This is a genomic window from Microbacterium radiodurans (assembly GCF_008710705.1).
In the GTDB taxonomy this organism is placed as follows: domain Bacteria; phylum Actinomycetota; class Actinomycetes; order Actinomycetales; family Microbacteriaceae; genus Microbacterium; species Microbacterium radiodurans.
The window spans coordinates 991998-1017253 of sequence record NZ_VYRZ01000001.1; the positions used below are offsets into that span (position 1 = coordinate 991998).

The 25256-nt window shown below is 71.8% G+C and carries 26 protein-coding genes and 1 tRNA gene; 19 read left to right on the forward strand and 8 right to left on the reverse strand.

The features are described from left to right. Positions 1–63: 63 nt before the first annotated feature. The gene (locus F6B42_RS04570) at positions 64–1383 is read right to left on the reverse strand and encodes an O-acetylhomoserine aminocarboxypropyltransferase/cysteine synthase family protein (protein ID WP_150418675.1); all 1320 of its coding nucleotides are present in this window, start codon (positions 1381–1383) and stop codon (positions 64–66) included. A 116-nt stretch (positions 1384–1499) separates the two neighbouring features. On the opposite strand from F6B42_RS04570, the gene F6B42_RS04575 reads away from it, so the two are divergent. The 3 genes from F6B42_RS04575 (at position 1500) to F6B42_RS04585 (ending at position 4616) form a co-directional block, all read left to right on the forward strand. Continuing rightward, complete coding sequence (locus F6B42_RS04575) at positions 1500–2309, forward strand: NADPH-dependent oxidoreductase (protein WP_150418371.1); 810 nt, start codon at positions 1500–1502, stop codon at positions 2307–2309. A gap of 142 nt (positions 2310–2451) precedes the next feature. Then, entirely contained in the window at positions 2452–3465 is a 1014-nt protein-coding gene (locus F6B42_RS04580; RefSeq protein ID WP_150418372.1) for a pyridoxal-phosphate dependent enzyme, read from the forward strand. Beyond that, positions 3462–4616, forward strand: coding sequence for a cystathionine gamma-synthase (locus F6B42_RS04585; RefSeq protein ID WP_150418373.1), 1155 nt, complete (start codon positions 3462–3464; stop codon positions 4614–4616). Before F6B42_RS04580 ends, F6B42_RS04585 begins: the two co-directional genes overlap by 4 nt. A gap of 118 nt (positions 4617–4734) precedes the next feature. Here the strand turns inward: F6B42_RS04585 and F6B42_RS04590 are convergent, their stop codons facing one another. Next, on the reverse strand, positions 4735–5226 hold the full coding sequence (locus F6B42_RS04590; RefSeq protein ID WP_396652451.1) for a DUF1992 domain-containing protein: 492 nt from the start codon (positions 5224–5226) through the stop codon (positions 4735–4737). Between the two features lie 100 nt (positions 5227–5326). On the opposite strand from F6B42_RS04590, the gene F6B42_RS04595 reads away from it, so the two are divergent. The 7 genes from F6B42_RS04595 to F6B42_RS04625 all read left to right on the forward strand — a co-directional run bounded on the left by F6B42_RS04595 (position 5327) and on the right by F6B42_RS04625 (position 13447). After that, positions 5327–6415: an FUSC family protein gene (locus F6B42_RS04595; RefSeq protein ID WP_191089259.1), complete on the forward strand. Its 1089-nt coding sequence runs from the start codon at positions 5327–5329 to the stop codon at positions 6413–6415. Positions 6416–6479: 64 nt separating this feature from the next. After that, positions 6480–7079 (forward strand): PadR family transcriptional regulator, encoded by a 600-nt coding sequence (locus tag F6B42_RS04600; RefSeq protein WP_150418376.1) that lies wholly within the window; start codon positions 6480–6482, stop codon positions 7077–7079. A gap of 275 nt (positions 7080–7354) precedes the next feature. Then, a complete protein-coding gene (locus tag F6B42_RS04605; protein WP_150418377.1) occupies positions 7355–8026 on the forward strand; it encodes a hypothetical protein in 672 nt (223 codons plus the stop codon). Positions 8027–8225: 199 nt separating this feature from the next. Next, on the forward strand, positions 8226–9242 hold the full coding sequence (locus F6B42_RS04610; protein WP_223878340.1) for a LacI family DNA-binding transcriptional regulator: 1017 nt from the start codon (positions 8226–8228) through the stop codon (positions 9240–9242). 72 nt (positions 9243–9314) lie between these two features. Continuing rightward, positions 9315–10925 (forward strand): xylulokinase, encoded by a 1611-nt coding sequence (locus tag F6B42_RS04615; RefSeq protein ID WP_396652445.1) that lies wholly within the window; start codon positions 9315–9317, stop codon positions 10923–10925. A gap of 51 nt (positions 10926–10976) precedes the next feature. Next, positions 10977–12479, forward strand: coding sequence for an L-arabinose isomerase (araA, locus tag F6B42_RS04620; protein WP_150418379.1), 1503 nt, complete (start codon positions 10977–10979; stop codon positions 12477–12479). A gap of 32 nt (positions 12480–12511) precedes the next feature. Next, positions 12512–13447 (forward strand): aldose 1-epimerase family protein, encoded by a 936-nt coding sequence (locus F6B42_RS04625; RefSeq protein ID WP_223878341.1) that lies wholly within the window; start codon positions 12512–12514, stop codon positions 13445–13447. A gap of 30 nt (positions 13448–13477) precedes the next feature. Here F6B42_RS04625 and F6B42_RS04630 read toward each other — a convergent pair whose 3' ends face one another. Continuing rightward, a complete protein-coding gene (locus F6B42_RS04630) occupies positions 13478–14026 on the reverse strand; it encodes a hypothetical protein (RefSeq protein WP_150418381.1) in 549 nt (182 codons plus the stop codon). Further along, complete coding sequence (locus F6B42_RS04635) at positions 14026–14436, reverse strand: DUF4383 domain-containing protein (RefSeq protein WP_150418382.1); 411 nt, start codon at positions 14434–14436, stop codon at positions 14026–14028. The genes F6B42_RS04630 and F6B42_RS04635 overlap by 1 nt, the downstream gene beginning before the upstream one ends. Before the next feature lie 227 nt (positions 14437–14663). Here F6B42_RS04635 and F6B42_RS04640 point away from each other — a divergent pair, with 227 nt between their 5' ends. The 4 genes from F6B42_RS04640 to F6B42_RS04655 all read left to right on the forward strand — a co-directional run bounded on the left by F6B42_RS04640 (position 14664) and on the right by F6B42_RS04655 (position 17238). Further along, complete coding sequence (locus F6B42_RS04640) at positions 14664–15095, forward strand: DUF1905 domain-containing protein (protein WP_223878342.1); 432 nt, start codon at positions 14664–14666, stop codon at positions 15093–15095. 65 nt (positions 15096–15160) lie between these two features. After that, positions 15161–15760: an asparagine synthase gene (locus F6B42_RS04645; RefSeq protein WP_150418383.1), complete on the forward strand. Its 600-nt coding sequence runs from the start codon at positions 15161–15163 to the stop codon at positions 15758–15760. 81 nt (positions 15761–15841) lie between these two features. Further along, positions 15842–15914, forward strand: a tRNA-Arg gene (locus tag F6B42_RS04650). Positions 15915–15993: 79 nt separating this feature from the next. Next, on the forward strand, positions 15994–17238 hold the full coding sequence (locus F6B42_RS04655; RefSeq protein ID WP_150418384.1) for an FAD-binding protein: 1245 nt from the start codon (positions 15994–15996) through the stop codon (positions 17236–17238). 42 nt (positions 17239–17280) lie between these two features. Here F6B42_RS04655 and F6B42_RS04660 read toward each other — a convergent pair whose 3' ends face one another. Then, a complete protein-coding gene (locus tag F6B42_RS04660) occupies positions 17281–18354 on the reverse strand; it encodes an FUSC family protein (protein ID WP_150418385.1) in 1074 nt (357 codons plus the stop codon). A gap of 105 nt (positions 18355–18459) precedes the next feature. Here F6B42_RS04660 and F6B42_RS04665 point away from each other — a divergent pair, with 105 nt between their 5' ends. Further along, on the forward strand, positions 18460–19851 hold the full coding sequence (locus F6B42_RS04665) for an L-serine ammonia-lyase (protein WP_150418386.1): 1392 nt from the start codon (positions 18460–18462) through the stop codon (positions 19849–19851). 115 nt (positions 19852–19966) lie between these two features. After that, a complete protein-coding gene (locus tag F6B42_RS04670; RefSeq protein WP_150418387.1) occupies positions 19967–20392 on the forward strand; it encodes an Hsp20/alpha crystallin family protein in 426 nt (141 codons plus the stop codon). A gap of 27 nt (positions 20393–20419) precedes the next feature. Here F6B42_RS04670 and F6B42_RS04675 read toward each other — a convergent pair whose 3' ends face one another. After that, the gene (locus tag F6B42_RS04675) at positions 20420–20851 is read right to left on the reverse strand and encodes a MarR family winged helix-turn-helix transcriptional regulator (RefSeq protein ID WP_150418388.1); all 432 of its coding nucleotides are present in this window, start codon (positions 20849–20851) and stop codon (positions 20420–20422) included. A gap of 35 nt (positions 20852–20886) precedes the next feature. On the opposite strand from F6B42_RS04675, the gene F6B42_RS04680 reads away from it, so the two are divergent. Then, a complete protein-coding gene (locus F6B42_RS04680; RefSeq protein WP_150418389.1) occupies positions 20887–22689 on the forward strand; it encodes a DUF2207 domain-containing protein in 1803 nt (600 codons plus the stop codon). Positions 22690–23026: 337 nt separating this feature from the next. Then, on the forward strand, positions 23027–23368 hold the full coding sequence (locus tag F6B42_RS04685; RefSeq protein ID WP_396652446.1) for a hypothetical protein: 342 nt from the start codon (positions 23027–23029) through the stop codon (positions 23366–23368). A gap of 28 nt (positions 23369–23396) precedes the next feature. Here F6B42_RS04685 and F6B42_RS04690 read toward each other — a convergent pair whose 3' ends face one another. After that, complete coding sequence (locus F6B42_RS04690) at positions 23397–24461, reverse strand: sodium:calcium antiporter (protein ID WP_150418391.1); 1065 nt, start codon at positions 24459–24461, stop codon at positions 23397–23399. A gap of 62 nt (positions 24462–24523) precedes the next feature. Then, the gene (locus F6B42_RS04695) at positions 24524–24958 is read right to left on the reverse strand and encodes a VOC family protein (protein WP_150418392.1); all 435 of its coding nucleotides are present in this window, start codon (positions 24956–24958) and stop codon (positions 24524–24526) included. A 102-nt stretch (positions 24959–25060) separates the two neighbouring features. On the opposite strand from F6B42_RS04695, the gene F6B42_RS04700 reads away from it, so the two are divergent. Next, the gene (locus F6B42_RS04700) at positions 25061–25243 is read left to right on the forward strand and encodes a hypothetical protein (protein WP_150418393.1); all 183 of its coding nucleotides are present in this window, start codon (positions 25061–25063) and stop codon (positions 25241–25243) included. The last annotated feature ends 13 nt before the right edge of the window (positions 25244–25256 follow it).

Consider the following 25256-nt stretch of genomic DNA (forward strand, 5'->3'; position numbering starts at 1 on the left):
TCGGCGGGCTTTCACATGTTCCGTGAGCCCGGATAACGCCGGAAGTCCGATTGTGACGCGGCGTCAGCCCTGCGCGAGGTCGACGACCACGCCCAGGGCGCTGTCGAGATCGGCGATGATGTCGGCCGCCGTCTCGATGCCGATCGAGAGCCGGATGAGGCCGTCGCCGATCCCCAGGCGAGCGCGTTCCCCGGCCGAGAACGACACATGGGTGGTCGTGGCGGGGTGCAGCGCCATCGAGCGGACGTCGCCGATGTTCGTCATGCGGCTGATCAGACGGAGCGAGTCGAAGAAGGCCGCCGCCGCCTCGCGGCCGCCGCGCACGGTGAACGCGAACACCGAGCCGGCGTGGCCGCCGTAGCGCCGCACGGCGATGTCGTTGTAGGGATTGCCCGGCAGCCCCGCGAAGTCGACGCTCTCGACCGCGGGGTGCGCGTCGAGCCACGCGGCGACCGCGGCGGCGTTGGCGAGGTGGCGCTCCATGCGCAGCGACAGCGTTTCGATGCCCTGCTGCAGCAAGAAGGAGTTCACCGGCGACAGGGCCGCGCCCAGATCGTTGACGATGCCGAAGCGGAGGTACGCCTCGAGGGCGCGCGGTCCGTACGCGTCGACGAACGACGGCTTGCCGTGGCCGATGGGAGCGGTCAGACCGGGGAACGAGCGGGGCGAGCCGGCCCAGTCGAAGCGGCCGCCGTCCACGATCGCGCCCGAGAGCGCCGCGCCGTGGCCCGAGAGGAACTTCGTCGAGGAGTGGATGACGATGTCGGCGCCCTGCTCGAGCGGACGGACGAGGTACGGCGTCGCGACGGTGTTGTCGACGATGAGCGGGATGCCGTGCCGCCGGGCGATCGCGGCGATCGCCGGCACGTCGACGAGGTCGTTCTTGGGATTGGGGATCGTCTCGACGAAGATCGCCTTCGTGTCGGGACCGATCACCGCGTCCCATTCGGCCTCGTCGCGAGGCTCGCGGACGTAGTCGCTCGCGACCCCCAGCCGCGCGAACGTGCGGTCGAACAGGATGCGCGTGCCGCTGTAGATGCTCGCGGTCGACACGATGCGCTCGCCGCTGCCGGCGAGGCCGAGCAGCACCGCCGTGATGGCCGCCTGTCCCGAGCCGACGACGATCGCACCCGACCCGCCCTCGAGGGCCGCGATGCGGCGCTCGGCGACCTGATGCGTCGGGTTGAGGTTCCGCGAGTACAGCTGCCCTTCGTCGGCTCCCGTGAAGCGGGCCTCGGCCTGCGCGAACGAATCGAAGCGGTACGCGGCGCTGAGATAGATCGGGGCGATGCGGGCGCCGTGCGCCGGTTCGTCGATCTCGCCGGCGTGCACCTGCCGGGTGTCGAATCCGAAACCGTCCCAGTCGTACCGCGGCGGGAGCACCTCGTGGTCGGGGAAGGCGCTGTCGTCGCGAGGTGAGGTCACCGTGTCAGGCTAGGGGGCGACGGCCACCGCGGCCGGTCATGCCGTCACACGGCGACAGAATGCGAGGAGCCGACATGACGCACCAGTCGTGGTGGACGCGGCGCTACGGCACCGCGGCGCCCGAGATCGAGCTCCCGACCAACGACGTGCTCGATCTGCTCTACCGGCACCGATCGGTGCGCGCCTTCGCGTCCGGCGAGGTGAGCGACGCGGCGGTGACCGCGATCGTCGGCGCCGCCCAGTCCGCCTCGACGAGCTCCAACCTCCAGGCGTGGTCGGTCATCGAGGTGCGGGATGCGGACCGGCTCGCCGAGCTGGCACGTCTCGCGGGGGATCAGGAGTTCATCCGCCGTGGCGCGGTCCTCCTCGTCTTCGTCGCCGATTGGGCGCGGACGTCCGAGCTCGCACGGCGGCAGGGGGAGCCGGCGGGGGCGGTCGACTACATCGAGAGCACGATCGTGGCCTTCGTCGATGCGGCGCTCGCCGCGCAGAACGCCGTGGTCGCCGCGGAGTCGCTGGGCCTCGGCGCCGTCTACGTCGGCGCGGTGCGGAACCATCCGGAGGAGATCGCCGAGCTCCTCGAGCTGCCGCCGGGCGCGTTCCCCACGTTCGGGGTCGTGCTGGGGCATCCCGATCCCGCCGATCGCGCGGGCGTCAAGCCGCGGCTGCCGCAGGCCGTCGTGCGCCACCGCGAGCGCTACCGCCTTCCGGATGACGGCGAGATCGCCGACTACGACGAGGCCGTGAAGCGCTACTACCGATCGCAGGGGGCGGAGCGCGGCTGGCTGCGGGCCGCGATCGCACGGGTGCGCGACGCGGCGAGCCTGCACGGCCGTCACACGATGCGCTCGTCGCTCGAGCGCCGCGGACTGTCGTCGCGGTGATCGGTCGACACCGGCGGGGAGCTCGCCTAGGCTGAGGGGGTGCAGACCTGTCGCTGTTGTCGCTGAGTGCCCCCGGCACCCCTTCGACGACCCCGACAGCATCCCGCGCTTCTGAACGCGCGGACTCTCCGAGGACACCCTCATGCGTTACGCAGAACACATCGCCGAACTGGTCGGCGGCACGCCGCTCGTGCGGCTGAACTCCGTCACCGACGGGCTCACGACGCCCGTGCTCGCCAAGATCGAGTACGTCAACCCGGGCGGATCGTCGAAGGACCGCATCGCCGCGCGCATCGTCGAGGCCGCCGAGCGCGACGGTCTGCTCCGACCGGGCGGCACGATCGTCGAGCCGACGAGCGGCAACACCGGCGTCGGTCTCGCGCTGGTCGCGCTCCAGCGCGGCTACCGCATGGTCTTCGTCGTGCCCGACAAGTTCGCCGGCGAGAAGGTCGCCGTGCTGAAGGCGTACGGTGCCGAGGTCGTCATGACTCCGACCCACGTCCCGCCCGAGCACCCCGATTCCTACTACAGCGTCTCCGATCGTCTCGCCCGGGAGATCCCGGGCGCGTTCAAGCCGAACCAGTTCGCGAACGCGAACGGCCCGCGCGCGCACTTCGAGACGACCGGTCCCGAGATCTGGAACGACACCGACGGCCGCATCACGCACTTCGTCGCTGGCGTCGGCACGGGCGGTACGATCACGGGCGCGGGGCGCTTCCTCCGCGAGGCGTCGTCGGACGGCGTCACCATCGTCGGTGCCGATCCCGACGGGTCGATCTACAGCGGCGAGGTCGGCTCGTACCTCGTCGAGGGCGTCGGCGAGGACTTCTGGCCCGCGACGTTCGACCCGACCGTCGTCGACCGCTACGAGCGCGTCGGCGACCGCGAATCGTTCGCGATGACGCGCCGGCTCGCCCGCGAGGAGGGACTGCTCGTCGGCGGTTCGTCCGGGATGGCGGTCGTCGCCGCGCTCCGCACCGCACGCGGGCTCGGCCCCGACGACCTCGTCGTCGTGCTGCTCCCCGACCACGGCCGCGGCTACCTCTCGAAGATCTACGACGACGGGTGGATGCGGGCGCACGGTTTCGCCGACCTGGTCGACGCGCCCGCGGCATCCCCCCTCACCTCGAACACGGACAGCAGGAACGACGCATGAGCACACACGATTCAGCCCGCGGCCTCGCGAGCCTGGCGGTCCACGCGGGGCAGGAGTTCGACCCGACGACCGGCGCCGTCATCCCGCCCGTGCACTTCTCGACGACGTTCGCGCAGGACGGCATCGGCGGGCTCCGCGGCGGCTACGAGTACGGCCGCTCGGGCAACCCGACGCGGACCGCGCTGCAGACCCAGATCGCGGCTCTCGAGGGAGGCGCGCACGGCTTATCGTTCGCCTCCGGGCTCGCCGCCGAGGACGTCCTGCTCCGCGCGGCGCTGCAGCCGGGCGATGAGGTGCTGCTCGGCAACGACGTCTACGGCGGCACGCACCGCCTGCTCGCCCGGGTTCTCGCGCCGTGGGGCGTGAAGCTCCGCGTGGTCGATATGAGCGACCTCGACGCCGTGCGCGCGGCTGTGGCCGAGCGCGCGCCGCAGGTGCTCTGGGTCGAGACGCCGTCGAACCCGCTGCTGCGCATCACCGACATCGCCGGGCTCGCCGCGATCGGACACGACGCCGGGGCTCTCGTCGTCGTCGACAACACGTTCGCGACGCCGGCGCTGCAGCGGCCGCTCGCGCTCGGCGCGGACGTCGTCGTCCACTCGACGACGAAGTACCTCGGCGGGCACTCCGACGTCGTCGGCGGTGCGCTCGTCCTCGACGACGATGCGCTCGCCGAGAAGATCGGCTTCCTCCAGTACGCGGCCGGTGCGGTCTCGGGCCCGATGGACGCCTGGCTCACCACGCGCGGCATCAAGACCCTCGACGTCCGGATGCAGCGGCACAGCGAGAACGCCGGTGCGATCGCAGCGTTCCTCGAGTCCCACGACCGCGTCTCGCGCGTCTTCTATCCCGGGCTCGCCTCGCACCCGGGGCACGAGCTCGCGGCGCGCCAGATGAGGCGCTTCGGGGGGATGCTCTCGCTCGCCCTGGAATCGGGCGCCGAGGCCCGACGCTTCGCGGAGTCGACGCGGCTGTTCCAGCTCGCCGAATCGCTCGGCGGTGTGGAGTCGCTCGTGAACTACCCCGACGCGATGACGCACGCATCCGTCCGCGGCACCGAGGCGGCGGTGCCGGTCGAGGTCGTGCGGCTCTCGGTCGGCATCGAGTCGATCGACGACTTGCTCGCCGACGTGGAGCAGGCGCTGGGCTGACCCGGCGGGGGCGGGGAATCGCGGGGCAGCACAGAAGGCGGCGCTTGTGGCGGCTATGCCCGTGGGGATGCCGTGTTGCGCGCCACCTTCGCTCGGAAACAGGGCTCGGCCGCCCGCGTCAGGGGCGTCCGAAGAGGCGGCGTCGGCGGGGCGGGGGAGGCGGTGAGGATGCCGCGGCATCCGACCGTCGCCAGGACCACGCCGCGACCTCGACCTCGACATCGCGTGTCGGGGTCACCACCGGCGGTCCGCCCAGCAGCTGCCGACGCGCCTCGATCACCCGCCGGTTGAAGTCCGAGACGTAGTCGCGGACGTCCGATTCGCGCGCGAGCGCGTCGAGGCGGGCGTCGAACTCGGCGTGTTCGATGCGCAGCATGAGCGCGGGCGGCCCGAGGCCGGTGAGCTGCTCGTCGCGGATCTTCCGGCGGATCCACCAGTCCGGGTCGTCGTGCCCGCCGAGACCGTCGATCGGCTTGCCCGCCCCCGGCAGGTCGTCGAAGTCGCCGCGTCGGATCGCCTGCTGAATGGCGGTCTCGATGTAGGCGGCGCGCTCGCGCGGGCCGGGCGGGGTGTCGGGGGGATCGTCGCTCATGTCGTGCTCCGCTTCCAGGCTAGAACGGTCCGGATGCCGGTGGGCCGTCGTCGACCTCGCGATCGGGACGCGCTCGGAACGCGCTCGGGACGCGCTCGCGACGCGAGACAATGGGGGAATGCCCGCCGATTCCGCTCCCGAGCCGGCGCGTCCGGTGCGGTGGCGGCGCGAGGCCGGTGAGATCGGCCGCAGCCTCGCGCGCTTCGGGCCGTCGCCCGGTCCGCGATGGCACCTCGGCCTGCAGGCCGCCGTCGCGATGACCGTGCCGGTGGGAACGCTGTCGCTCCTCGGACACGAGAGCATCGCGCTGCTCGCGGCCACCGGCGCCTTCGCGACCCTCTACGGCGGGCGGCTGGCTCCCCGCGAGCGCGCGGTCTTCGTCCCGCTCGTCGCGGCCGCGCTGTGGCTCTGCGCGGCGGCCGGGGTCGCTCTCGCCCTTCTCGGCCCGGTCGCGGTCTCGCTCGGGCTCGTCGTGGTCGCGACGGTGGTGTCGCTGCTCATGTTCGGGCGGTCCGTGGGTCCGCCGGGGCCGCTGTTCCCCGTGCTGATCTTCGGGCTCTCCGCGCATGTCATCGCGCCGCGCGCCGGGCATCCCTCGATCGATCCGCTCCTGTACCTCGGGGTCCTCGCAGGGTCTTTCGCGTTCGCGTGGCTCGTGACGCTCGCGCCGCTGGCCCGGGAGGCCGTGCGCCGTCGTCCGGTGGCGGCCCCGCGGCGCCTGCGCGATCTGTTCCCGGCGGGCCACCGCGATGCCACCACCCGCACACTTGTGGCCCGCGCCGCCGCGATCGCCGTCGTCGGCACCATCGCGGCTCTCGTGGTCGATCCGGAGCGCGCGTACTGGATCGTCGGCGCGGGGATCGCCGTGCTGGGCGTGAGCGCGGGCCGCCGTGTGGCCCTCAGTCGCGGCATCCATCGCGCGCTCGGAACGGCGGCAGGGGCCGCGGTGTACCTCGCGCTCGCCTTCGTGCCGCTGCCGGGCGTCGCGCTCGCGCTGGTCCTCGGGGTGCTGCAGTTCGTCATCGAGCTGGTGGTGGTCCGCCACTACGCCCTCGCGCTCGTGTTCATCACGCCACTCGTGCTGCTGATCCTGAGCGCCGCCGGAGCCGGCGGCCCGGAGCTGGCCGTCGAGCGCGTGGTGGACACGGCCGTCGGGGCCGTGCTCGGCATCCTGAGCGGTCTGATCGTCCTCCGGCCGCGGCGTTAGCATCGACCGATACCCGGTATGTATATACTCGCAAACTACATACCCGGTATGCGGAAGGACGATCATGTCGGTGCGACTCAGCCTCCTGGCGATCCTCGACCAGGGCCCGTGCTACGGCTACCAGCTGCGCGCGGAGTTCGACCGCCGCACCGGGTCGACGTGGCCGCTCAACGTCGGCCAGATCTACAACACCCTCGACCGGCTCGAGCGCGACGGCCTCGTGGAGAAGGGAGCGGTCGACCCTCAGGGTCACGTCTACTGGCGGATCACGGATGCCGGTCGCTCCGAGGTCGCGACGTGGCTCCGATCGCCGGTGGAACGATCGGCGGGCACGCGCGATGAGCTCGCGATCAAGCTCGCCGTGGCCGCAACGCTTCCCGGGGTGGACGTCGGCGAGGTCATCCAGTCGCAGCGCCGTGCGTCGCTCGCTCAGCTCCAGGCCCTGAACCGCGCGAAGTACGCCGGAGCGAGCCCCGACGGCCCCGAGGAGCTCGCGTGGTCGCTCGTGGTGGACTCGATGATCTTCACCGCGGAGGCCGAGGTGCGATGGCTCGATCACACCGAGCAGCGCCTGGCGCAGCATCCGCAGCATGCGATGGCGCTGGAGCTCTCGACCGAGAAGCCCAAGCGCGGCCGGCCCGCGAAGACCGAGGCGACGGCATGAGCGAGCCGCCGCTGCGACGGTCGACTCGCCACGATCTGCGGATGCGCGACGGGCGGGATCCGCGATCGTTGGCGAGTCGACTCTCTGCCCGGCCCGGATCCCGTTCTCAGGTTTCTGCCAGGAAACCATCGAGATCCGCATCCTGACGCGGATCGCCGCGGTCTCACATTCGGATATCCGCACGTTCTCCGACATCGCGTCCAATCCGCATCCGGCCTCGTCCCGGATAGCCCCACGTGCAGCAGAAAGCGCACCGACGGAAGGAAAAGACACACATGCGTACGAACCTGAAGCGAGCAGCAATCTTCGGCACGGCTGGCCTCGGCGCCGCCGCGATCGCCACGGCGGGCTTCGCCCTCCCGGCATCGGCTGACGACACCAACGTCGACTCCTCGACGACCGACACGAACACCTCGACCGAGACGAACACGTCCTTCGACGCGCTGTCGACCTGGCTCGACGATGTGCTGAACGCCAGCGGCGGCAACGGCAACGGCATCGGCGGCGGAGTGGGCGACAACGCCAACCTCGGCAACCTCGGCCTCGACGGTGGTGTGATCAACGGACCGCTCATCAGCGACGTGGGCAACGGCGCGCTGCTCTCGGGCAACGACACCCCGATCGGATCGGGCAACCAGGCCGACGCTCCCATCGGCTCGGGCAACGAGACCGACGTCGACGCTCCGATCGGATCGGGCAACGAGGTCGGCAACAACAACGGCAACGGCAACGAGGTCGGCTCCGGCAACGAGACCGGCAGCGGCAACGAGGTCGGCTCGGGCAACCAGGCCGACACGAACGTCGGCAACGGCACCGACGTGGGAGTGGGCGACATCGGAGCCGAGGTCGGCGACGCCACGAGCAACATCGGCACCGAGGTCGGCAACGTCGTCGGCGACATCTCCTCGGACGTCGACGACCTCGTCGGCGGCATCCTGGGTCGCTGACCCGGATCATCCGGTCGCACCGACCTGATCACACCGCGATGGGCGGCACCTGCTTCGGCGGGTGCCGCCCATCGGCGTTCCGCGGGCAGATGGGGATGCCGGGTGGAGAAGTCGTCGCGTGGTGCTGTTTCCGGGGGCCGGTGGGCGCAGGTGGCGCCGACTTCGCGGGCGGGCGGAGATGCCGGGCTACCCTGACGTGGTGAGCGAAGCGGTGCCCGGGCAGACGACGATGCGGGCCCGGGTGGGCGTGCGCGAGGTCGCCGCGGCAGCGGGGGTGTCGACGCAGACGGTCTCTCGCGTCATCAACGATCATCCTCACATCCGGCCCGAGACCCGCGGTCGCGTGCTGGCGGCGATGGCGAGTCTCGGCTACCGCGTCAACAACGCCGCCCGCGCGCTCGGCACCGCGACGACACGCACGATCGGCGTGCTCGCCACCGACACCGACCTGTTCGGACCCGCCGCGGGCATCGCCGCCCTCGAGCGCGCCGCGCGCTCGGCCGGGCGATGGATCGCGACGGCGTACGCCGACGGCACGGATGCGGCGAGCGTGACCGCCGCATCCGAGCACCTGCTCGCGCAGGGTGTCGACGGCATCGTCGTCGTGGCGCCGCACATGACCGCGCTCGCCGCCCTCGCCTCGGCGGAGCTCGGCGTACCCGTGTCGCCGCTGCACGCCGGCGGGGGAGCGGCGCGGCAGCGGGACGGGGCTGCGCTCGCCGTCGACCACCTCGTCGATCGGGGGCATCGCCGGATCGCGCGGCTGTCGGGCCCGGCGGAGTGGCTCGAGGCCGTCGCTCGCGACAGCGGCATCGACGCCGCGCTGAGCCGGCACGGCCTGACCGGCGCCGCGCAGTGGCGGGGCGACTGGTCTGCGGCCTCGGGCGCCGCGCTCGCCGGTGAGATGACGGCCGCGCTCCGCGCCGCTGAGCCCCCGACGGCCGTCGTCGTGGCGAACGATCAGATGGCCCTCGGTCTCATGGCCGGTCTGGCGGCCACCGGTGTCACCGTGCCGGACGACGTCAGCGTTGTGGGGTTCGACGACAATCCGGATGCCGCCTACTACCGTCCCGCGCTGACGACCGTGCGACTCGACATCGCCGGCGAGGCCCGGCGCTGCATCGCGGAGCTCGTGGATGCGACGGGCGAGATTCCCGATACCGCGGTCCCGGGACCGCCCCGGCTGATCGAGAGGTCGTCGGTGCGATCGCGGTGAATCGCGTTCTCGCATTTCTCCTCTGTTACCGGTAACATCGCATCATCCCGCGGTCTACCAATGGAGGCACCCGTGACCCGCAGCGCCCACGCCGTCGACGCCGCCCGCGACGACATCCTCGCCGGCCGGACGAGTCTCGGCATCGAGCTCGGCTCGACGCGCATCAAGGCGTGCCTCGTGGGGTCCGACCCCGCCCACGTGATCGCGACCGGATCGCACGCGTGGGAGAACAGCTTCGAGGACCGCCGCTGGACCTACCCGCTCGCGGAGGTCTGGTCGGGTCTCCAGGCCGCCTTCGCGAACCTCGTCGCGGAGGTGCGCGAGCGCTACGACGTCGCCCTCGACACGGTCGGCGCCCTGGGCGTCTCGGCGATGATGCACGGCTACCTCGCCTTCGACGCCGGCGACGAACTGCTCGTGCCGTTCCGCACCTGGCGCAACACCAGCACCGGCCCCGCCGCCGCCGAGCTCAGCGATCTGCTCGACATCAACATCCCGCTCCGGTGGTCGATCGCGCACCTGCACCAGGCGGTGCTCGATGAGGAGCCTCATGTCGGCCGCATCAGCCACGTCACGACCCTCGCGGGGTATGTTCATGCGCGTCTGACCGGCGAGCGGGTGCTGGGCGTCGGCGACGCGTCGGGGATGTTCCCGATCGACCCCGACACGCGCGACTACGACCAGCGACGCGTCGACCTCTTCGACGCGCACGCCGCCGGACGCCTGCCCGCGGACCTGCGGTCACTGCTGCCGCAGGTGCGCGTCGCCGGTCAGGCGGCCGGACGCCTCACCCCCGAGGGTGCCGCGCTGCTCGATCCGACGGGCGCGCTGCGGCCGGGAGCGATGTTCTGCCCGCCCGAGGGCGACGCCGGCACCGGGATGGTCGCCACCGCGGCCGTCGCGCCGCGCTCCGGCAACGTCAGCGCCGGCACCAGCATCTTCGCGATGGTCGTGCTCGAGCGTCCGCTGCAGAGCCGGCACCACGAGATCGACGTCGTGACGACGCCGGCCGGCGATCTCGTCGCGATGGTTCACTGCAACAACGGCGCGAGCGAGCTGGCCGCCTGGGTCGGCATGTTCGAGCGGTTCGCCGCGGCATCCGGCTCGCCGCTGCCCGCCGACGGCGTGTACGACGTGCTCTTCCGTGAGGCGCTCTCGGGCGATCCGGATGCCGGCGGCCTGCTCGCCTACAACCACCTCGCCGGTGAGCCGATCGCGGGCACCGACGAGGGCCGTCCGCTGTTCGTGCGGACGCCCGACAGTCGGTTCTCGCTCGGCAACGCGATCCGCGCGCAGCTCTACGGCGTCTTCGGCACCCTCGCCCTCGGCATGCGGGTGCTCGATGCCGAGGGCGTCGAGCTCGATCGCATGTTCGCCCACGGCGGCATGTTCCGCACCGCCGGCGTCGCGCAGCGCTTCCTCGCCGCCGCGCTCGGCGCGCCCGTCGCGGTGGGGGAGACCGCGTCGGAGGGCGGGGCCTGGGGCATCGCGGTGCTCGCGGACTACCTCGCGCACAGCGACGGACTCGACCTCGACGCATACCTCCGCGAGCGCGTGTTCGCCGCAGCATCCGTCGACGTCGCCGAACCGGACGCCGCGGATGCCGCCGGCTTCGCCGCCTACCTCGAGCGCTACGACGCCGGCCTCGCGATCGAGCGCGCCGCCGTCGCCGCGCTCTCCTGACCCGCCCCGCCCCGACCCGTCCCCGCCCGTCTCGACCCGGAAGAAGCCGACATGACCCTCGCCACCACCCTCGACAACTACACCGTCTGGTTCGTCACCGGCAGCCAGAACCTCTACGGCGAGGACACGCTGCGCCAGGTGGCCGAACAGTCGCAGGCGGTCGTCGCCGGCCTCACCGGCCTGCCGGTGCGCGTGGAGTGGAAGCCCGTCCTGAAGGACGCCGACTCCATCCGCCGCCTCGCGCTCGAGGCGAACGCCGACGACTCCGTCATCGGCGTGATGGCGTGGATGCACACCTTCAGCCCCGCCAAGATGTGGATCACCGGTCTCGACGCGCTCCGCAAACCGCTGCTGCACCTGCACACGCAGGCGAACGTGGAGCTGCCCTGGGCCGACATCGACTTCGACTTCATGAACCTGAACCAGGCCGCGCACGGCGACCGCGAGTTCGGATACATCCAGACGCGCCTGGGCGTCGCACGCAAGACCGTCGTCGGGCACGTCTCGAACCCTGTCGTGCGCCACCAGATCGAGGACTGGCAGCGGGCGGCCGCCGGCTGGCAGGCCGTCCGCACCCTCAAGCTCGCGCGCTTCGGCGACAACATGCGCTACGTCGCCGTCACGGAGGGCGACAAGACCGAGGCCGAGCTGCAGTTCGGCGTGCAGGTCAACACGTGGGGTGTCAACGAGCTCGCGGATGCCGTGGCCGCGGCATCCGACGCCGACGTCGACGCGCTCGTCGAGATCTACGTCGCCCAGTACGACGTCGCCGACGAGCTGCTCCCCGGGGGAGAGCGCCACCAGTCGCTGCGCGACGGCGCCGCCATCGAGATCGGGCTCCGCTCGTTCCTCGAGGCCGGCGGTTTCGGTGCGTTCACGACGTCGTTCGAAGACCTGGGCGCGCTGAAGCAGCTGCCCGGTCTCGCCGTCCAGCGCCTCATGGCCGAGGGGTACGGCTTCGGTGCGGAGGGTGACTGGAAGACCGCGATCCTCGTCCGCGTCGCGAACGTCATGGGCGTCGGCCTGCCCGGCGGGGCGAGCCTCATGGAGGACTACACCTACGACCTCGTGCCCGGCTCCGAGCGCATCCTCGGCGCGCACATGCTCGAGGTCTCGCCCTCGCTCACGACCGCGAAGCCGCGGCTGGAGATCCACCCCCTCGGCATCGGCGGCAAGGACGACCCGGTGCGCCTCGTCTTCACCGCCGACCCCGGCCCCGCTCTCGTGGTCGCACTCAGCGACATGCGCGACCGGTTCCGCCTCACGGCGAACGTCGTCGAGAACGTCGAGGCCCCCGACCTGCCGAAGCTCCCGGTGGGCCGGGCGATCTGGAAGCCCGCGCCCGACTTCGCGACCTCGGCGGCCTGCTGGCTCGCCGCCGGCGCCGCGCACCACACGGTGATGACGACCGCCGTCGGCATCGAAGTCTTCCGCGACTTCGCCGAGATCGCCGGCACCGAGCTCGTCGTCATCGACGACGACACGACGGTGCGAGGATTCCAGAAGGAGCTCCGCTGGAACCAGGCGTACTACCGCCTGGCCCGCGGCCTGTGAGCTCCGACCACCAGAACCGAGAGGGGACGCCCGTGGCGGCATCCGGAACGTCATATGTCCTGCGATTCGGGGATGCCGAGGCGATCGTCGCGAGCATAGGCGCGTCGCTGCGCTCGTATCGCGTCGGCGGACGCGACCTCGTGCTGTCCTACGGTGAGGACGAGATCCGCCCCGGATACCGCGGCGCGACGCTCGTGCCCTGGCCGAACCGCGTCGTCGACGGCACCTACGAGGTCGACGGGACGCAGTACCGGCTGGCGCTGACCGAGCCCGAGCGCCATCACGCGCTGCACGGCCTGGTGGCCTGGCTCGACTTCGCGCCCACCGTCGTCGCCGCCGACCACGTGACCCTCGCCACGACGGTCGTCGCGCAGACGGCCTACCCGTGGACGTTGCGCGTCGAGACCACGTATCGCCTCGGCGCCGACGGTCTCACGCAGTCGGTCCGCGTCGTCAACGACAGCGACAGCCCGGCGCCGTTCGGGACGGGTCCGCACCCGTACCTCGTGGCCGGCCCGGCGCCGCTGGACGAGTGGACGCTCGAACTGCCGGCCGACCGCGTCCTCGAGGTGACCGAGGACCGGCTGTCGCCGATCGCGCTCCGGGACGTCGACGACGTCGCGGAGTTCGACTTCCGGACGGCCCGCGTCCTCGGCGCCGTCGAGATCGACCACGCGTTCACGGGCGTCGGGCGGGATGCCGCGGGCCGCGCCGCGGTGCGCATCACCGACCCATCGGGGTCGGGGGTCGAGATGAGCTGGGACGCTGCATGCACGTGGGTCCAGGTCTATACGGGAGACCTCCCGGGTGGCCCGGCGCAGGACGGGCACCGCGCGGGAGTCGCGGTCGAGCCGATGACCTGCGCTCCGGACGCGTTCAACGACGCGCGTTACGACTACGACACCGGGCTGCGGTTCATCGCGCCGGGGGCGTCGGACGAGGCGTCGTGGCGGATCAGCCCGCTGTGAGCGTCTGAGGCCCGGGCGCGCCCCCGATCGTCAGTGCCCGTGTCCGGGGACGACGATCGGGTTGCCGCTGTCGTCGACGTAGCTGCCGGCCTCGGCGGCGCTGAGCGCGGGGGTGACGAGGATCGCGACCGCGAGTGCGCCCACGATGATGCCGGCGACGCCGGCGGCGGGGGCGGGGCCGGACGGGCGTGCCTGCGCGTCGTCGGCGGACGACCGGCGGGACCGCCGGCGCAGGAGCACGGCGGACGCGACACCGAGCGCGAGCCAGAGGGCCACCGCGACGGCGACGGCGTGGACGCTCACGCGGACCGGATCGACGAAGAGGGCGACACCGGCTGAGAGGGTGCCGAGGAGGGCGATGGCCATCGCCACTCCGGGTGCGACGAGGCGACCGCGCGCGAGGGCGATGATGCCCCACACGAGCGCGGTCGCCCCGACGGTGGCCAGCACGAGGCCGACGCCGCGTGACGCGACGTCGACCCCGCGGGTGACCATGCCGCCGCCGAGCCCGAGCTGGACGAGCCCGGCGCCCCAGGCGGCGAGCGAAGGCCAGGAACGGGTCAGGGCGGCGAGGTTCATCAGACGGCCGAGCGGGGCGCGACGGCGCGGTCGGTGCCGAAGCCGACGCCGAGCAGGATCAGCGCGCTGCCGAGGTGGAGGATGTGGTCGGCGGTGTTCAGGGCGAGGATGTTGAGCGAGCCGCCCTCGATGAAGAAGCCGACGATACCCAGCAGCAGGTAGGCGAGGCCGACGACGATGTTGACGCCCTTGGCCGCGCGGACGCCGGAGAGGCCGCCGATCAGGAGAGCAGCGCCGATGAGGAGGTGCGCGATGTTGTGCAGCGGGTTCACCTCGAAGATGCCGAGGAGCAGGCCACCGTCGGTGGCGATGAAGTCGACGCCCGCGGTGACGGTGAAGCCCAGCAGGCCGACGAGGATGTAGACCGCGCCGAAGATGGTGGCGACGAGGCGGTTCGGTGAATTACGCATGAGGGTTCCCTCCCTGTGGTGCGACGGATGCCGCGGTGCTTCGGTTGTTCGGTGTGCGGTGCGGATCGGTTTGCGCCCGGAACGGGCCGACCAGCCGAGCGGTGATGCGCGAAAGGGCCCCGGTGTCTGTGCCGAGGCCCTTCCCGTGCTCGTGGGTCCGACAGTAGAGTCAGCGAGTTCACGGTTCGAAGGCCTTGCGGGTCGTCCCCTCGAGGTGGTAGCGCAGGATGATGCGCTTCGAGACGACGATGTCCCAGTTCGGCAACAACACCGGGATCGAGGTGCCGCCCGACGTTCTCGACCAGCTCGGCGGCGGCAAGCGCCCCGCGGTCGTCGTGACCGTGAACGGGTACGAGTACCGCACCACCGTCGGCACGATGGCCGGCAGGCACCTCCTGCCCTTCGCAGCCGAGCGTCGGCGCGAGAGCGGGATCGCCGGGGGTGACGCCCTCGTCGTCGACATCGAGCTCGACACGGTCCCCCGTGACACCGCGGTGCCGGCCGATCTCGCGACGGCGCTGGCGGATGCCGGCATCCGCGACGCCTTCGATGGCCTGTCGCCGAGCGCGCGCAAGGCGCACGTCGTCTCGGTCGAGTCGGCGAAAGCCGACGCGACGCGGGCGCGACGGGTCGCGGCGGTCGTCGCGAAGCTCTCGTGATGCTCGCTCCCCGGGGACGGGCGGAGCCCGCCCGGTAGGATTGGTGCGAGGGGGAGGAGGCGACGATGGCGACCCGACAAGCGCGGATCAAGAGTTCGGAGATCGTGGCCGAAGGGCTGTACATCGCCTCCGCGGCGACGCGCCTCGCCCTGAAGAACGCGATCCTCGTCGCGCTCCTCGCCCACGGGCAGGACTTCGAGGTCGATGCCTTCCTCGCCGACGCGCGCGACGCGCTGCTGGCGCTGGCCGCCGAGGCCGAGGCCGACGCCGAGCGGGCGCACCGCGAGCGCAAGGCTGCGAGCGGCCGGTACAGCGACTCGGACGGAACCCACGACTACCGCAGCCGCGACGTCGGCAATCTGCGGCGCCGGCGCAAGCAGTCCCTGAAGATCGCGAAGGAGCTCCGCGAGCGCGCCGGCGACGAGGACGAGCTGCGCAAGCTCATCGCCGACGCCCGCGAGGCGGCGTGGGGCGAGGTGGCCGGCAACATCGACCGCACCCTCCGCATCGAGGCGGCCAGGCCCGATCTCGAGCCGGACTACGAGCGCATGCGCAACGCGCGGATGCAGGCCCTCCGGATGGTCGATCTGCCCAAGCTCCGGTCGCAGCGCCGCGGCGCGGCGGCGTCGGCCGCGGCTCCCGATGACGCCGACGCGCCCGGGTGACCGGATTCCCGGCGTCGATTCGCGTCGCCTCACGGAGTGGGCTATTCTGGACGCTGGCCCGCGAGAGATCGCCTGGGCCGGGCGCCCGTAGCTCAATGGATAGAGCATCTGACTACGGATCAGAAGGTTAGGGGTTCGAGTCCCTTCGGGCGCACACTGTGTTGAGACAGTGAGTCAACGGCCTCCGCTTCGGCGGGGGCCGTTTTCGCGTCCCGGCCGGTAACGTGGCGCGCGTGACCGAACGCACCTGGGCCGGGACCCACACCTTCGCCGCGGCCGAGGTGCTGCGACCGACGACGATCGACGAGGCGAGGCGGTTGGTTTCCCGGCATCGCCGCATCCGTTCCGTCGGCACCCGGCACTCCTTCAACGACCTGGCCGACACGGCCGGAGCGCTGCTGGATCTCACCGGGGTCGATCCCGACATCGTCGTCGACGAGAGCGGTCGCACGGTGACGGTGGGCGCCGGCACCCGCTACGCCGTCGTCGCGCGCCACCTCGCCGATCGTGGCTGGGCGCTCCACAACATGGGCTCGCTGCCCCACATCTCCGTCGGCGGAGCCACGGCGACGTCGACCCACGGATCGGGCGACCGCAACGGCTCGCTCGCGACGGCGGTCCGCGCGCTGGAGTTCATCGCGCCGGACGGCTCGCTGCGCCGCGTCGCCGCCGGCGACCCGGACTTCGCCGGCAGCGTCGTCCACCTGGGCGCGCTCGGCCCGGTGACGCGGGTGACCCTGGCGATCGAACCGACCTATCGCGTGCGGCAGGACACCTACGTCGGGCTGACCTGGGACGACCTCCTCGGCCGGTTCGAGGAGGTCACGGCGGCCGGCTACAGCGTCAGCGTCTTCACCCGCTGGAACACCGACGACGTGGGCGAGCTCTGGGTCAAGGAGCGGCTCGGACCCGATTCGCCGTCCGAGATGCCGGAGCGGGTGCTCAGCGCCCGGCGTGTGCGGACGAAGGCGGACTCGCCGGCGGCCGACGGCGTCGACAACACCACCGAGCAGGGCGGCGTCCCCGGCGACTGGTGCGATCGGCTGCCGCACTTCCGCATCGACGCGACGCCGTCCAACGGCGACGAGATCCAGACCGAGTACTGGGTGGCACGTGCGTCGGCCGTCGAGGCGGTCGCGGCGGTGCGGACGATCGCGGAGCGCGTCGAGCCGGCCCTCCTCGTCTCCGAGCTGCGCACCGTGGCGGCGGACGAGCTGTGGCTCTCACCGGGCTGCGGACGCGACAGCGTCTGCATCCATTTCACCTGGAAGAACGAACCGGATGCCGTCGCCGCCGCGATCCGGGCGGTCGAAGAGGCGATCGCCCCCTTCGACCCCCGGCCGCACTGGGGCAAGGTCTTCTCTATGCCGATCGGACGGTCGCTGCCGCGCCTCGACGACGTCCGCGGACTTGTCGCCCGCACCGACCCGGACGGGAAGTTCACCGGTCCGTACCTGGAGCGCGTGCTCGGCATCTGAGGTGCGCGCACGCGGGGCGCGGGCGGGGCCCGGGCGCCGCGATCAGGTGAACGGGCGCGAGGCGTCGATGATGCGGCCGAGGTCGACGGCGGTCCGCGTCCACGGTGAGATGCGGTCGTCGGTGCGCGCCGGGACCGCGGCGACCACGCGCTCGAGCGCCCTCTCGGCCTCGTCGATCGTGTCGGCGGCGGCCGGGTCGTCGACGGGCCGCGAGACCGCGCGCCCGGTGGCCCGGATCGCCTCGGCCAGGAGCCGCCGCTGCTCGCCGGCATCGGCGCTCAACGGCAGCCCCTCGATGCCCGAGGTGAGTTCCAGGGTCTGCCGGACGATCGTCTCGAGAGCGCGCATGCGTCGATCGTTCTCGTTCTCGACACCGATCCGTCGGCGCCCGAGCGGGTGGGCCTTACGGCTGCGCGCCGCCTCGCGGACGTCGGCGGAGACCGCGTCAAGGATCTCGCTCAGGTGTCCCTGCCCGGCGGTGTCGGGAGTGCTCGCGGTGCTGACGGCATGCGCGAGCATGTCGAGCCGGTCGGCGACCGCGTCGCGCAGCTGCGTGAGGCGCGCCGACGCCTTGCGGAGGTAGAGGGGCGGAACGATGAGCAGGTTCACGACGACGCCCACCAGGACGCCGAACGCCATCGTCGCCAGGTACGAGACGGAGAATCCCTCGGCGTCGCCGGCCCCGAGCAGCAGGACGAAGAGCGCGGCGATCGCGATCCAGTCGCGTCCCGGTCCCAGGGCGCGGATGCCGCCGAGTGCCACGCCCACGGCGACCACGATCGCGACGCCGACGATCCGCGGGCTCGGGCCCGAGACGATCCACAGGCCGCCGAGACCGATCGCGATGCCGATCGCCAGGCCGGCGACCGCCTGCAGTCCCGCCCGGGCGGAATCGGCGATCGTCGGATACATGCTCACGAGCACGCCGAGCGGCGCGTAGTACGAGTACTCGTCGTGCGCGAACGGCACGAGGGGTGCGAGGTACCAGGCGATCGCCGCAGCGATCGCGGTCTTCGCCGCCAGCAGCAGGCGCGACGTCGCGAACGCCTGGCCGCCGGCCGTCCGTGCGGCGGTGGCGAGAGCGTTGGCGGTGCGAGTGCGGTGTGCCGAGACCATCGGGGGAACCCTATGAGCGCGGCGACACGGTCCCCAGCGGCTTGACGGGCCGGTGCGCCTGTCGTAGGCCGGGCGGGTATCGAGACGCGGGGGTAGCCTGGCCGGGTGAGCGCTTACGTCTCGGCGTTCGAGTTGTTCTCCATCGGAGTAGGACCCTCGAGCTCCCACACCGTCGGTCCGATGCGGGCCGCGGCATCCTTCGTCGAGCGTCTGAGCGCCGCGGCGGCGCTGGACCGGGTCGCCGGGGTCGGCTGCGTGCTCTATGGGTCGCTCGGAGCCACGGGCATCGGCCACGGCACCCCGGACGCGGTCGTCGCGGGCTTGCGGGGCCACGCGCCCGAGACCGTCGATCCCGCCGAGGTGCGGGGTGCCTGGACGCACGGGATCGAGGATGGACCGCTCCTGCTCGGCGGCCGCCATCCCGTTCGGTTCCGCCGAGAGGACATCGCGCTCGAGCCGCGCACGCGGCTGCCCGGGCATCCCAATGCGCTGACGTTCACGGCGACGGATGCCGCCGGCGCCGTCCTCGCGTCCGAGACCTACTACTCCGTCGGCGGCGGCTTCATCCGCCGGGACGGCGACGACGCGGACGCCGGCGGCGGGTACGCGTGGCCCTATCGCTACGGCAGCGCCGCGGAGCTGCTCGACCTGTGCGCGCGAGAGGAGCTCTCGATCGCCGGTCTCGCTCGGCGGAACGAGGAGGCGCTTCGGCCCGAGGCCGACGTCGGGGCCGGGCTCGACGCCATCTGGGACGCGATGAGCGCGTGCGTCGACGCGGGGCTGCATGCCGAGGGCACCCTCCCCGGAATGCTGCGGGTGCGCCGACGAGCCGGCGCGATGCGCGCTCAGCTCGATGCGGCGGAGGCCGCCGGTGGGCGCGAGCTCCCGGGGGAGTGGCTCGGCGCCTTCGCCCTCGCCGTCAACGAGGAGAACGCGTCCGGGGGACGGGTCGTCACGGCGCCCACGAACGGGGCCGCCGGCATCCTGCCGGCCGTCGCCATGTACTGGTGGCGCTTCGCCGCCGACTCGCTCCTGGCCGCCGAGGATCTCGAGCGACGCCGCGGCATCCGGCGGTTTCTGCTGACGGCGACCGCGCTCGGTTCGCTCTTCCGCGCGAACGCGTCGATCTCGGGGGCCGAGGGTGGCTGTCAAGCCGAGGTCGGCTCGGCGTGCGCGATGGCCGCCGGAGGGCTCACCGCCGTCATGGGCGGCTCGAACGCCCAGATCGAGAACGCCGCCGAGATCGCCATGGAGCATCACCTCGGGCTCACCTGCGACCCCGTGGGCGGACTCGTGCAGATCCCGTGCATCGAGCGCAACGCGATCGCCGCCTCGACGGCCGTCACGGCCGCTCGGCTGGCGCTGCGCGGCGACGGGCGGCACTACGTCTCCCTCGACGCCGTGGTCGAGACGATGCGGCAGACGGGCATGGACATGTCGCACACGTACAAGGAGACGAGCGAGGGCGGACTCGCCGTCAACGTCGTCGAGTGCTGACGTTCGCCCTGCGCGAACCGTTAGCACTCGATGGGGTCGAGTGCTAATCTGATTGCAGTTGAGCCAGAACGACTCAACTTTCAGATCTCAACACAATAGTCCGAAGGAGAGAATGATGGCTTCCCACGACCCGTTCCGCGACCTCGACCGTCTCGCCTCGAGCCTGCTCGACACCCGCCGCGGCCCGCGCCGGATGCCGATGGACCTCTACCGAGACGGCGACCACTACGTCATGACCGCCGACCTGCCCGGCATCGACCCCGGTTCGGTCGACATCGACGTCGACGGTCAGCTCCTGACGATCCGTGCCGAGCGCACGCTCGCCAGCGGCGACGGCGTGAAGTGGATCACCCGCGAGCGCGAGGCCGCCAGCTTCCTGCGCCAGCTGAACCTCGGTCAGGGAGTGGACACCGAGGGCATCGCGGCGACCTACAGCAACGGCGTCCTGACCGTCACGATCCCGGTGAGCGAGAAGGCGAAGCCGCGGAAGGTCCAGGTCACGTCCGATCAGGCCGCCCCGGTCGTCCCGATCGAGAACTGACGCGACTCGCGAAGCTCCGTCGCCCGCTCAGCGCGGGCGGCGGAGCTTCGTCGTGAGGTGCTCGAGCTGCGCGAGCTCGTCGTCGGAGAGCACCGCCATCCGCTCGGCGATCGACCGGCCGTGCGCCGAGGCGAGGCGGCGGAAGACCGACAGGCCCTGCGGCGTGGCGGTCACCATCGACCCGCGCCCGTCCTCAGGGTCGCCGCACTTGGTGACGAGGCCCCGGCCGACCATCCGGTCGACCAGGCGCGAGACGCTCGGCTGGCTGATGAGCATGTTGGCGGTGATGTCGCGTAACCGCGCCTTGTTCGTCTCGCAGCGCGTCACCGTCAGGAGCACGTCGTACTCGGCCTGGCTGAGCTCGTCGCCCTCGAAGTCGCTGCTGATGTCGTCGAAGACCTCGTACTGCGCTCGGAAAAGGCTCTCCCAAGCGGCCACAGCGCGGCGACGATCCGTCATGGCGACAACTTTAGTGCCCGCCTAGGCTGGTCGGCATGGTGCGGCGCGGGCGGGCGGGGGTCGCGTTCGTCGCGACGGTGATGATCGGTCTCGTCCTCGCGGCGTGCGGGTCGAACGGCTCTCGAGACGAGGACGAAGCCGTCGATCTCGACGACTTCGCCTTCACGTCGCTCGACGTCGACTACACCCTCACCCGCGCCGAGGACGGGACGAGTCGGATGCGGGTCGTCGAGGAGTTCGTGGCCGAGTTCCCGGGCGCCGACCAGAACCGCGGCATGCGCCGGCTCGTTCCCGACAGCTATAACAACCAGCCCACGCGGCCGACGCTCGTCTCGGTGACCGACGAGAACGGCGAGCCGCGACCGGCCGAAACCGACACCGGCGACGGCACCTACGGCATCCTCAGCCGCGGAGAGGACTACCTGCACGGCCGCCAGACGTTCGTGTTCACCTACGACCTCGAGAACGTCGCGTGGGACTTCGACGACACGGGACTTGAGGTGAACTGGGACGTCAACGGCACGGACTGGGCGCAGTCGTTCGGCTCGGTGACGGCGCGCCTGCACCTGGACGACGAGCTCGCCGCCGCGGCGACCGGCGACCGCTACTGTTACGCGGGCCCGGACGGCGCGACGGACTCGTGCGACGACATCGTCGCTCAGGACGGTGGGCGGACGATCGTCGCGACCGCGACCGACCTCGGTCCGCACGAGACGCTCACGCTGGCGGTCGGGTTCGACGACGGCACGTTCGCGCTCTTCGACGACGGGTACTTCGCGTCACCGTTCGGCTGGCTGCAAGCGGGGTCGGCGCTCGTCCTCGTCGGCGTCACGGTGTGGGCCGTCATGGTTCGCCGCCGGCGTCTGCGCTCGGAGCCGGGCCGACCCGTCATCGTGGCCGAGTTCTCGCCTCCGGCGGGCATCGACGCGCTCGAATCGGCCGTGCTCCTCGGCAGGACGTCCGCCGCGATCCCCGCCGAGGTGCTCGAGCAGGCGGTCGTCGGATCCATCCGCATCGTCGAGGGGTCGAAGCCTCGCTGGGGAGCGGCGAAGCTGCGCGCCGAGCTCGTCGACCCCGCCCTCGCCGACGGCGACGGACGGATGCTGCTCGACGGACTCTTCCCCGGCGGCGAACCCGGTGCCGTCTACGAGTTCGGGTCCTCCGACACGAGGCTCTCGACCGCGGCGCAGAAGATCCTGAAGTCCGCTGGGAAGGATCTTCGCGATCGCGGGATGTATCGCGTCGTGGCGCCCGGCACCCGGGCTCTCCCGGCGACGGCCTGGGTTCTCGCCGCGGCGGCCGTCGTCGTCTTCGGGGTGCTCGCGCTCAGCGCTTCGGTCGCCCCGGTGGTGCCGGCGGTGCTCATCGGGGTCGCCTGCGCCTCGTTCTTCGTCGTGCTGTTCGCGCTCGCGGTCGTGCCGCTCTCGGCACGGGGGGCAGAGGTGCGCGACCATCTCGCCGGGCTCAAGACGTTCATCGCCTGGGCGGAGGAGGACCGCATCCGGATGCTGCAATCGCCCGAGGGTGCGGAGCGGGTGCGCGTCGACACCGGTGACCCGCGAGACATGTTGCGCCTCTACGAGCGGCTGCTGCCCTACGCCGTCGTCTTCGGGCAGGAGAAGGAGTGGGCGAAGCATCTGACGGTGCTCTATGCCGCCGTCGGCGTCGCGGCGCCGGTCTGGTACGCCGGATCGAGCGGCTTCGATGCGTCGTCCTTCGCGGCCGGCATCGGGTCGCTGTCGGCCACGGCCTCGGCGTCGTCGTCGACGTCGGGCGGTTCGGGCGGCGGCGGCTCGGCCGGAGGCGGAGGCGGGGGAGGCGGCGGCGGCGGGGCCTGACAGCCTGGCGGGATTCCCCTCAGACGCAGTTGAGGGTCCGACCGAAGAGGCATTCGGTCGGACCCTCGTCCCTTTGCACCAAGAGTGTCCTGCAATCACATGTCGGCAGCTGCCACAGCAAAACAGCTGCCGTGCGAGCACTCTATAACGGCCAGATAACGGCGGGCAAGAGGTCTCGTTATCTTTTCGTAATGAGATCCCGATGCGCCCCAGAGCCGGCGCAACGCCCGCGCGGCCGGTCCGCCGAGTTCATCGGCGTCGATGTCTCGTCGCTCGGTCGGCTCGCGACACGCTCCGCCGCTGAGATCCGCCCGCGCACCGGGGGATGCCGCGCACAATGGATGCCGTGAGCACCACTCCCCGTGACGCCGCGAGCGGCGCGTTCGTCGTGACCCTCGTCGTGAACCTGCCGATCGCCAAGCCCGACGCGCTCGACGTGATCGCGTTCGTCTCCGACGGCGAGATCGACGGGGCGGGGACGGCCCACCCGCGCGTCGGGCTCGGCGCCGGCGTCTGGGCCGAGGTGCAGATCCCGAAGTTCGCCGATCCGCCGCCCCTCGCCGTCGACGTCTGCTCGGACGTCTCGCTCGCCGTCGCACGCGAGCACGCCGACCGGCTGAGCGCCGCGCTCGTGCGCGTCGGCTGGGTCGTGCGCCCCGCCCGTCGCGACGAGGCCTGACCGCCTCGCGGGCTCGAGAGGGGCCGGGTCAGGCGGCGACGGCGAACAGGCCGGCGATTCCGACGGCGTAGAGCATCAGCACCACGAGCGAGTCGACCCCGATGCCGAGAACCCGACGCGCCGGCCGGAAGAGCAGACCGACGACGTAGACCAGGGTGAGCAGCGCCGCGAGCGCGGTGAGGTAGATGTCGGTGCCGTTCGCGCGGGGGAGCACCGACTGCCCCGAGATGACGGTCGCGACGAGGAAGAGCACCGGCAGGAACGCGTTGCCGCCGAAGATGTCGCTCATCGCCAGGTTGTCGTCGCCCTGCCGGATCGCCTGCAGGCCCGTCGAGATCTCCGGCAGGGCCGTGGCGAGTGCGAGGATCGTCGCGCCGAAGAGCACGCCCGACAAGCCCATCTCCGCCGCGATCGCATCGCCGGCGCGCTCGAGCACGACGCCGGCGCCGAGCGTCGCGAGCGCCGACACCGAGAAGATCGTCACGACCAGGCCGGTCGACATGCGCCGATGCGGATGCTGCGGCTCGGCTCGCCGGTGTCCCGAGCGGTGCGGGCTGCCATCGGGCGACGCGCCGCCGCTGTGCCAGGGGAGGTGCCGGCCGGCGCGCTGCACGAGCAGCAGGCCGCCGATCCACAGGGCGGTGATGAGCACGACATCGGGCGTGAGGCGTGCGATGACGAGATCCTGCGGCAGCTGGCTGCCCGCGACCACCACGGCGAGCACGGCGACCACGACGAGCGCCTCGAGGACGAGGACGAGCGAGGCGGCGCGGTAGGTGAGCGGTCGCGCCCCGCGTCCGCGCCGACCGAACGCGTCGAGGATCACGAGCACGACGGTCTGCAGGGCGATGCCGCCGAGGATGTTCCCGACCGCGACATCGAGATTGCCCGACGCCGCCGCGCTGACCGTGATCGCGATCTCGGGAAGGTTCGTGGCGATCGCCAGGATGATGAGCCCGCCGAACGCACTGCCGATGCGCCACCGCGTGTCGAGCACGTCGGTCGTCTTCGACAGCTGGATGCCGGCGGTCCACACGACCGCGGCGGCCGCGGCGAAGACAAGCACGAGCAGCCAGAACGGGAGCGACGACATCGCCCCAGTGCACACCCGCCGCTCGCCTTCCGAGAAGGGCTTGCGGTCTGTCGCTCAGGGGGTCACTGCAGACAGAACTCGTTCCCCTCCGGATCCTGCATCTGCCAGTAGCGCTCGGGCCACGCGCCCCACTGCTGCTCGATGAGGCGAACGGCCGTGGCCCCGAGCGCGACGAGCCGGTCCTTCTCGGCGTCGATCGCGGCGGCCGAGGCCCGGTGCTCGCCCTCGGCGGGCGCGACGCTGACATCGACGTGCAGTCGGTTGCGACCGCTCTTGCGCCCGTCGGCGCGATGGAAGTACAGACGAGGACCGCGTCCCTCGGGATCCTCCGCGAGGCCGCGCGTGTCGAGGTCCTCGTCGGTGAGCCCGGCGGCGAGCTGCTGCTGCCGCATGTCGTCGGGCCACTCCAGACGGGGATAGCCGAACACGTCGGCCCAGAAGTGCGAGAGGGAGCGCGGGTCGTCCGCGTAGAACGTGATGTTGCCGAGTCTGTTCATGGAACACCCGTACACCGGGGCGGCGACATCGGCAACAGGGGGCGCCGCGGCATCCGCACCGCCTACCGTGGGGCACCCACGCGAACGGAAGGATGACCGACCATGAGCCTGAACAACAATCTGCCGATCGTTCCCCCCGGAGTCTTCGCCGCTGCGGGCCAGGGCGACGAGCCGGAGGCTGCCACGCGAGATGTCGACGGCGACGAGGTCCTCGACGATGAGGTCGACCCCGCGCAGGTGTCGAGCATCGACGCGGACCGGCTGGCGACGCAGTCCGACGATTGACGCCGAACGCGCC